At 57.3% G+C, this 8,675-nt stretch carries 8 protein-coding genes; 5 read left to right on the plus strand and 3 right to left on the minus strand.

What is annotated here, in order from left to right; all coding sequences use genetic code 11:
- A partial coding sequence (locus tag K728_RS0102265; RefSeq protein WP_024475716.1) for a benzoate/H(+) symporter BenE family transporter occupies positions 1-915 on the plus strand: 915 nt, incomplete at its 5' end.
- Here K728_RS0102265 and K728_RS0102270 read toward each other — a convergent pair.
- Complete coding sequence (locus K728_RS0102270) at positions 892-1,623, minus strand: GntR family transcriptional regulator (RefSeq protein WP_024475717.1); 732 nt, start codon at positions 1,621-1,623, stop codon at positions 892-894. The genes K728_RS0102265 and K728_RS0102270 overlap by 24 nt on opposite strands.
- Before the next feature lie 178 nt (positions 1,624-1,801).
- Here K728_RS0102270 and K728_RS0102275 point away from each other — a divergent pair, with 178 nt between their 5' ends.
- Genes K728_RS0102275 through K728_RS0102290 form a run of 4 tightly spaced genes read left to right on the plus strand, consistent with a single transcriptional unit; the run spans position 1,802 to position 5,746 of the window.
- The gene (locus tag K728_RS0102275; protein ID WP_024475718.1) at positions 1,802-2,707 is read left to right on the plus strand and encodes an ABC transporter substrate-binding protein; all 906 of its coding nucleotides are present in this window, start codon (positions 1,802-1,804) and stop codon (positions 2,705-2,707) included.
- 17 nt (positions 2,708-2,724) lie between these two features.
- Positions 2,725-3,642, plus strand: coding sequence for an amino acid ABC transporter permease (locus K728_RS0102280; protein WP_024475719.1), 918 nt, complete (start codon positions 2,725-2,727; stop codon positions 3,640-3,642).
- Positions 3,635-4,444 carry an amino acid ABC transporter ATP-binding protein gene (locus K728_RS0102285; RefSeq protein WP_024475720.1) on the plus strand — a complete coding sequence of 270 codons (810 nt, stop codon included), beginning with the start codon at positions 3,635-3,637 and terminating at the stop codon, positions 4,442-4,444. The genes K728_RS0102280 and K728_RS0102285 overlap by 8 nt, the downstream gene beginning before the upstream one ends.
- A 51-nt stretch (positions 4,445-4,495) precedes the next feature.
- Entirely contained in the window at positions 4,496-5,746 is a 1,251-nt protein-coding gene (locus K728_RS0102290) for an FAD-dependent oxidoreductase (RefSeq protein WP_084442788.1), read from the plus strand.
- Between the two features lie 16 nt (positions 5,747-5,762).
- Here the strand turns inward: K728_RS0102290 and K728_RS0102295 are convergent, their stop codons facing one another.
- Together K728_RS0102295 and hglS are read right to left on the minus strand one after the other, a co-directional pair.
- On the minus strand, positions 5,763-7,130 hold the full coding sequence (locus K728_RS0102295) for an FAD-binding oxidoreductase (RefSeq protein ID WP_024475722.1): 1,368 nt from the start codon (positions 7,128-7,130) through the stop codon (positions 5,763-5,765).
- Between the two features lie 11 nt (positions 7,131-7,141).
- Positions 7,142-8,569 carry a 2-oxoadipate dioxygenase/decarboxylase gene (hglS, locus tag K728_RS0102300; protein WP_024475723.1) on the minus strand — a complete coding sequence of 476 codons (1,428 nt, stop codon included), beginning with the start codon at positions 8,567-8,569 and terminating at the stop codon, positions 7,142-7,144.
- Positions 8,570-8,675 lie beyond the last annotated feature (106 nt).

Here is an 8,675-nt window from a genome sequence, read left to right on the forward strand (position 1 = left end):
CCCGCCGCCGTCGGCGCGTTTATTGTCACGGGCGCGCTGATCGTTGCCACCGGCGCGATCCCTGCCCTGGGCCGGTTGATCGGCCGCATTCCGACCGCTCTGGCGCAGGCAATGCTCGCTGGGGTGCTACTCCCGCTGTGCCTGGCGCCGTTCCAGGCGTTGGGAAGCATCCCCCTTCTGGTGCTGCCCTTGATCCTGATCTGGCTGGCGGGAACACGGTTAGCGCCACGATGGGCGGTGCCCCTGACGCTGTTGGGCGCCCTGCTGGTGATCACCGGGTATCTGGTCGTCAACCGAATCACCCTCGACTGGGCTGCCGCGGCACCGACGGTTGAGCTCACCGCCCCAGAATTCAGCATTCAGGCGATGGCCAGCGTCGCTCTGCCGCTGTACATCGTGACGATGGCTTCACAGAATGTGCCGGGAGTGGCGGTTCTTGCTTCCTTTGGATACCGGACACCGTGGCGCGCGTCGATGTTCGTCACCGGCCTCGGCACCGCGGCGGCAGCGCCCTTCGGCGGCCATGCCATGAATCTCGCGGCACTGTCGGCGGCCCTGTCCGCTGGTGAGACGGCCGGGCTCGATCGCAACCGACGGTGGATTGCGGCAGTCAGCGCCGGCTGTTGCTACCTGGTGCTCGCCGGCGCCTCCGCGGCGCTGGTCACGGTGGTCGCCGCAGCACCTCCCGGCCTGATCGAGACGGTGGCCGGGCTGGCGTTGATGGGCACCATGGCGACGGCGCTGGCAGCAGCACTGGCAGAGGTCAGCCAGCGGATGAGCGCCGTCGTGACCTTTCTCGTCGCCGCATCGGGGCTGACCCTGGCAGGGATTGGCGGCGCGTTCTGGGCCCTAATCGCAGGCCTGCTGGTCCGCTGGGTGCTGGAGGCCCGGTCAATCAATCAACCGCGCCCATAGCGTTGCCAGGTCGAACATGGATCCGTCTCGCTCAATCGCATCCTGCAATAAAATGCGGCCGGTTTCGCGTAGGTGAAAATCCATCGCCTCCCCGGCATCCTCCACATTGCCAGCCAAAATTGCCTCGACGATCGGCGTGTGTTCCGCGTACACCCGCTGCAAGTTCCTCGACCCCCTGATCGTCGATGCTCCCACCAGCCGCGTTGCATCTCGTAGGTTCTCTACAATCCGGTGCACATAGGCGCTTCCTGCCAATTCGAGGATTATGCCGTGTAGTCGCTGATCATGATAGATGAAAAGGGGCTCGTCATTAACCTCGGCGGCGGCTCTCATGGCTCGCCACTCTTGTTGAAGTCTCACGTCGCCCTCCGCGCCAGCGGAATAGCGCGCCGCTGCTCGACGTGCCGCTGGAACTTCGAGCGCAATCCTCACCGCAATCATTTCGGCAAGTTCCTGCGGGCCTGGAAACACCACCCGAAACCCCTTGTTGCGCTCAAAACGGACCAGCCCGGTCTCTTCCAAGCGGAGCATCGCTTCACGCACAGGGCTCCGCGAGACTCCAAGGTCTTCTGCAATTTTGTAGACAGAGTACAACTCACCCGGTTGAAGCGTCCCGTTATGGATTGCTTCCCGGACTGATTCAACGGCCCTCTGCGTCAGTGACCTGTTGTTCTCAATGCGTTTCAAGCCGGGGCCGGGAGTGTCCATCTACCGATCATAGGGCAACGTAATACGCGACAGATGGCATGTGATGCACGAATAGCCTGCGCACTTCTGCAGCTCTCATTGATCCAGAAGCGCTGGAATGCCTTGTCTCGGACCTCCTCGTTGTGTAACCTACGTTACTAAGACATGTAACATGCGACACACCACCGAAAGGTCTCAAATGAAATCCCAGCTATCTTCCCTCCAACTGTTCGTAGCAACCGGAGCGATCTCCCTGACTGTACTCACTGGATGTTCCGCGGCGGAATCACCCGCTGAATCCAGTACAGAGCCCGAAAGTGACCGCGCGGTGGCGCAGGTCAATGAAACGGCCGCTGCACTAGTTCCCCAGGACATTGCTGATGCGGGCACCTTGCAGATGGCCACCACAATCGGCATGGCACCGCTGGGGTACCCCGATCAGCAGAGCGGGGAGTTGGTGGGTTTCAACGTTGATCTTATGAACCAGGTTGGCGAGGTGCTCGGGCTGGATGTCGAAGTCCACGGCGTGTCGCTCGATCAGATCATCCCGGGAATGCAAGCTGGCCGATACGACCTCACCGCTAGCAACATGGCGATAACTGATGAGCGGCAAGAAGTACTGGACTTCGTTCAGTACTACTTTGGCGCGAGCTCCCTTGCTTTCCCAAGCGGCAACCCGAAAGACCTGTCTCCCGACAATTTGTGTGGAACCTCGGTCGGAGTGTCCATCGGATCGTTCCAGCAGACGGAGGTAATGCCCGGCCTGTCAGAAGCCTGTGAGGAAGCTGGCTCCGATGCTATAGACATTCAGGAATTCCCTGACCAGCAGAAAGCGATTCTGGCCATGAACAGCGGCCGAATCGACGCAGTCGCTGCAGACAGCGCCATCCTCCACTATGCCGCAGGACAGAACGATCAAGTAGAAGTAGGCGAGAATCTGACCGCGGGGTCGGTACTAGGTATTGGCCTCCCCGAGGGTTCGCCAATGGTGGAAGCAGTCCACGCTGCGGTGAACGATTTGATTGAAACCGGTATCTATCAGGAGACGCTAGAGAGCTACGGAATCGCGGATCTGGGTATTGAGCAGTCAGAAATCAAGAAGTAGCGGTGAGAGAGGTCCAAATGATCGCCCTACCGACAAACTCGGAATCAACATCTGTTCCGCAGGTCATCGCTCGAACAAATGTCGGGCGTCTGATTCTATCCGCTGTCGTCCTCCTAGCAGCGGTCGCCGTCGTTGTTGCGATTCTGGGTAACGAACGGTTCGGATGGCCAGTCATTCTTGATCATCTATTTGCGCCGACCATCATCGCGGGTATCGGCAACACTCTCCTGTTGACCGTGGTGTGCATGATTATCGGGACCCTTTTGGGCGGAGTTTTTGCGCTGATGAGCCTTTCTCCCAGCCCTCCCTTGCGATGGATCGCAAGTACCTTCGTCTGGTTTTTCCGCGGGATTCCACTCTTGGTGCTGTTGCTGTTCTTCTTCAACCTTTCAGCGCTCTTTCCCGAGGTGGTGCTGGGGCTCCCAGGCGCCGACCCCTTCCTGACACTGAATGCAAATCAGATAATCAGCCCGTTCACAGCGGCAGTCCTTGCCCTGTCCCTGCACGAGGCAGCCTACATGTCAGAGATCATCCGAAATGGTATCTCCAGTGTAGATAGGGGGCAACGAGAAGCTGCACAAGCACTCGGAATGAAACCGTCGAAGGTGAATCAACGAATTGTAATCCCTCAGGCAATGCGGATAATCGTTCCACCAACATCGAACCAGGTGATTTCGATGCTGAAGACGACCTCCTTAGTGAGCGTTATTGCCTTGAGCGACCTTCTGTTCTCTGCACAGATTATCTACTCGACCAACTATCAGGTGATACCTCTTCTGGCGGTCGCCACAATTTGGTACCTCTTCATGGTGAGCATCTTGACCATACTGCAGAAAAAGATCGAAAAGGTGCTCAATCGCGGATATGCGAGACGCACCAAAACTCAAACCACCAAAGCCTCGTCGCCGATTCAGCAGGAGCAAAGCCGTGCCTAATTCCGCCGAAACCGAGGTCGTTATCGACATCCAACGCATCACGAAAAGTTTCGGTGACACCGTTGTTCTTAGCGACATCTCCCTGCAAGTTCACCGTGGCGAGGTGGTCTGCATCATTGGCCCCTCTGGATCCGGCAAAAGCACCCTTTTACGGTGTATCAATCATCTTGAGGTGATCGATTCCGGCGAGATCTTCGTCCTGGGTGACTACGTCGGTTACCAGCGCAAGAAGGGCAATATTGAGCAACTGCCCGAAGGCGAAGCATCCAAGCGCCGACGGAAGCTTGGAATGGTGTTCCAACAATTCAACCTGTTTCCCCACATGACTGTGCTGGAGAACATCATCGAATCCCCCATGACCGTAAATGGCGTGAAGAGGAAAGTTGCTGAAGCAACCGCCATGGCCCTCCTGAAGAAGGTTGGGCTCGCCCATAAGGACGCAGCCTACCCGAGCGAATTGTCGGGTGGGCAGCAGCAGAGGGTTGCGATTGCGAGAGCTCTCGCCATGGAGCCCGAGGTCATGCTCTTTGATGAACCAACATCTGCTCTCGATCCTGAACTTGTGGGTGAAGTACTCAACGTTATGGCGGATCTCGCCCACGCTGGCATGACCATGATCGTCGTGACGCATGAGATGCAGTTCGCCAAAGAAGTTTCTGATCGGGTCATGATTATGGATAGTTCCAAAATCATTGAGGAAGGCACACCCGACGAAGTGTTTGAGCAACCAAAAAGCACCAGAGCCCAAGAGTTCCTTGCGCGAGTCTCGGCTCCAGGAAGCAACGAGCGGAACGCCATCTAAACCGAGGCAATCCGCCGAGCTTTACGCCTCTTCACGCAGGTCACCGACGATATGCAGGTCACCTCGACGGTGATTGCGCGCGTCAGCATCGAGAGATGCTGGCTTCACACTTGGCTGGAGCAGCCGAACATCAGCAAGGAGCACACAATGGACGGCAAGCTGGCTGTAATCGGCATGGGGACCATGGGGAGTATGGTCATGTGGCGTTCCTCCCTGTTGACAGGAGGAATCGTTGGCTTCGACAGCGGCTTCCCCGCGTCCGAGAGCACTGCCGTAGGCGGGGACACCCGAATGTTCCGTGTGGCTTATAAAGAAGGGCCACAGTACTCAAGCCTGCTCCAGGAGTCAGAGCGCCTATGGCATGAACTCAACGAGTACACCCAAATCCCAGTGCTCGACCAGCGCTCGGGAGGAGTATCCATTGTTACCGAACACAGTGAGTTTCATCGTTCTCTGTTGGCGAGCGCTGACGCAACTGGCGCGGTCTTCGACCAGCTCTCAAGAGACGACTTTCTACTACGATATGAACAGCACGTCTTGCTGAACAACGACGTAGGTCTAATCGATCCCAGAGCCGGATTCATCCGTTCAGAGCTTGCCGTTCTGACCGCCTTCGAGCAAGCGTTGACCAACGGCGCAGCAGCCAACACTGTTACTCAGATTGACGAGATCATCCCCGTCAATGGGTGCGTTCAGATCCGGTCCGGGAACAGCTCCTGGACGTTCGAGAAGGTAGTCGTCACCTCAGGTGCTTGGTCCCGCAACCTGTTGCCCGCCACTTACATGAAACACCTTGAGCCGCGCAGGATCGCCCTCACCTGGTACGCCTCCCGCAACCCTGAGCAGTTCGCGCCTCACAACTTCCCACCTTTCATGCGTTACTCAGACGGCCTCCACATGTATGGTGCTCCCTCCGTGGATGGCAATACCGTCAAATTGGGCGGAATCATTCCCTCCGAGAAGGTTGCTGATGCAGGCACGATGAACCGCGAGCTCACGATGGAGGAAATTGCACGGTCAAACGAAGCGGTGCGGCAGTTCTTTCCCGGGCTTATCCCATATTGCGTGCGGTCCAGAGCCTACCCAGACCTATATACGGTAGATCAACAGCCACTTATCGGTTGGCTTCCCGATGTGCCTGGAGTGTACGTGGCGACCGGTTTCTCAGGCAAGGGTTTCAAGATGGCATCTGGAGTCGGTGAAGCAGTAGCCCAGGATCTCTTTGGCGCACCGGCCCCCAGCCGCCTCGAGTTTGCCAATCCGACCCGTTTTGCCGAGCAGCCATGGGTTCTCAAGCAATAGGGCTCGTGCGCAGATTCTATATGCCGCGGCCGGGGGTGAGGATTCCGTTTGGATCAAAAAGGGCCTTGATGCTTCTTTGCAGCGCCCTATTCGTCGCGGAAATCTGTCCGTCCAATGCGGAGACCTTGAGGCTGCCCACACCGTGCTCCCCCGTCACCGTTCCTCCGAGGCGTTGGGCTGCCGCTGCTAATTGACTCATGACATGGGCAGCTACCTCGTTGGACTGGACCGAGTCGTCCAGCAGTGAGATTCCGGGATGGAGGTTCCCGTCGCCAGCGTGGGCAAAAGTGGAAATCTGAACACCATTTTCGAGGGCAATGACTTCAATCTCGTCGAAAATGTCCGCTAACCGATCGATGGGGACAGCAATGTCACAGGAAGCGCGAAGCCCTTGGGCGTTGAGAGAGCTACTGACGAACCGCCGGGCCTCAAGAAGGCTATCGCTGTCCGAAACATCCCAGAAGCTGGCTTCCGTCAGCTGCATCCGCAACTTTTCAACCTGTTCCTCTGCATCCGGGCCGATGAATTGCCCGAGTAGAAGCGCCTGGCCTGGCATCGTGGCCATACCTGGATGGTTTCGTTCGACCGCAGCTACGCTATAGGTGTCCAGAAGCTCAAGAACTTCCGGAGCCAGGTTGGTCGACATGACGGAAATGACGGATTCCGCCGCAGCTCTTACTGACCCAAAACCTGCGCGAAACGTTCTCACCATTCCGGTAGGACGCGGCACCAGTCTCAGCCGGGCCGCGGTAATGACTCCCAGGGTACCCTCGGAACCCACCACCAAACCCGTCAGGTTCAATCCGGCTACGTTCTTTCTGGTTGAGGTCCCGGTGTCGATGACTGACCCATCTGCTAGGACCAGTTCCACCGAGGCGACGCTATCGGCCGTTACACCGTACTTAACACACCGCAATCCACCGGCATTGGTTGCGATGTTTCCACCAATAGTCGATATACGGTAACTGGCCGGGTCAGGAGCGTACATCAGGCCACATTGAGCCGCCAGGTCATCGACATCCGAGGTAATCACACCTGCCTGCACTTCAACCATCCTGTTCCCCGGGCTGAACGAGAGAACCCTGTTCATCCCAGCTAGTGAAATCACAATGCCACCCGCATAGGCGACGGCGCCACCAGCTAGCCCGGTTCCGGCGCCGCGCACCGAGACAGGGACGGAGCTTTGGTTCGCCCAGGACAAGGCCACCGATACGTCCCGGGTTGAATCGGCAAGAACGACTGCTATCGGATTCCCCGCTGGACCTGCGACCGATTCATCACGCAGATAGGGGGCCATCTCCTCCCGTTCGAACAGCACTTTGTCCCCCAGACTGCGGCGGAGAATTTCCAGTGAACCAGAATCCAGGGCGTCGGCGGACGCCACACCCAATTCTCCTAACAAGACGCATCCGCGATCTCGGGTAAGACTAATTGGAGGCCTAACTGTTTGGACACAGCTTTAAGGGACTCCTCCTGCTCGCGCCCGTACACCACCTCGGGGACATTCACTGGAACTTGGATAATCTGCGACATCCACTCAATACCCCGGCTCGCGCCCCCTAAGGATTGATCGATGGAACCCTCGCTGGTCAGGTTGGAAGAAAATATTCCAGCGGCAGAACGCGGCAGGAAGTCCTCATAGACAATTGGGTCCGCAGCAATGACCCCCCTATCTATGAGATCCAGGACAGAGGTTTCGGAATTGCTTTGGCCCAGATCCTCGTCGGGGAGCTTATCGGTCACACGGAAGGTGAAGTAGGCGAGATTCTGCTCAAGAAACCCTCGTTCAGTGGCTGGCCACGCCCTGCTCCAAACAGAACGGGCATAGGTCTGCCTCTCCGTAGATGAATCATCTGAACCCTCCCGATCGATCCGCGCCATCAGGTCGTCATACCGATCACGGCCACGCGGTGTGAGGGCCAAGCCACGAGCCTCAACCTCACCGAAGCGGACCCTTAGGTTGCCCTCAAACACCTTGCCATCGCTGCCACGAAAGGCTCTTGGCTCTGCTAGTGCCTTGAAAGAGGTTTGGCGCAGGAGCACATCAGGGCCATCCCATTTGGGTGGCCCCTGTATGTCATCGATCATGTGGATGCCTTCGGCTTCCATAGCGTCGTAAAGTCGATCAATATCCAGAACTCGGGGAGTGAGATGGTTGATATGCGTTGTCGATACCCCGCCGATATCTGCCGCCACGCTGGAGATGGAGTTCAACTTTTGATACCACTCAAAGTCGACTGGGTCATCTGATAGAGCGAACGCCGCTGCTGCTAGATCCAGAAAACGCGTTGCGTCAGCCTCGCCCAGACCTTCCTGTTCAACAGCCTTTTCAGCGTACTGCAAGAGGTCCACGGGAAAGATTTCACGCCTAGCCAAGAAATCGTTCAACTGTTGTTCTGTTGCAACGTCAAAGAAACGACGGTCGTCCGTCACGAGCAGTGAAGTGAAAACACGGAAGGGGTTGAGAGCCAACTGCTCCCGATCCAACGGGCGGAACGCGGTCGACACCACCGGGATGGGCGCAGGCTTGGCGTCTCGGAGGTCATAATATCCAGTCGGATACATACCAAGCGCCGCAAAGACTCGGGATACCTGACGCAATTCAATGGCGGAGCCAACCCTGATAGCACCATGCCGCTCTGCAGTTACACGTGAGATACTGCCGAACCGTTCTGCATCAACATGGTTCTCAGCAATGGTCTTTTCGTTGACGGCTTGCGAAACCTTCACAAGGGCGTTGTACGCGGGAACCTCTTCGCCGTAAAGGTCCGAAAGCCGCTGCGCAAACCGGGCCCTAAGCCGCCAGGTGGGATTCATTGTCATCAGGATCCTCTATTCTTCGTGGACTACTGCATGTAACATGCTACGTGAAAGTTACTAGCCTGCCAATAGGGTTTTAACAGAAGTAGACCCAGGCGGTGTCGTCGTT

The sequence above is a fragment of the Arthrobacter sp. CAL618 genome (assembly GCF_000468215.1).
GTDB lineage: Bacteria > Actinomycetota > Actinomycetes > Actinomycetales > Micrococcaceae > Arthrobacter_D.

Coding starts and splice junctions, on each gene's coding strand:
- K728_RS0102270 (WP_024475717.1), bottom strand. CDS start 1,623: ATGGACACTCCCGGCCCCGGCTTGAAACGCATTGAGAACAACAGGTCA.
- K728_RS0102275 (WP_024475718.1), top strand. CDS start 1,802: ATGAAATCCCAGCTATCTTCCCTCCAACTGTTCGTAGCAACCGGAGCG.
- K728_RS0102280 (WP_024475719.1), top strand. CDS start 2,725: ATGATCGCCCTACCGACAAACTCGGAATCAACATCTGTTCCGCAGGTC.
- K728_RS0102290 (WP_084442788.1), top strand. CDS start 4,496: ATGCAGGTCACCTCGACGGTGATTGCGCGCGTCAGCATCGAGAGATGC.
- hglS (WP_024475723.1), bottom strand. CDS start 8,569: ATGACAATGAATCCCACCTGGCGGCTTAGGGCCCGGTTTGCGCAGCGG.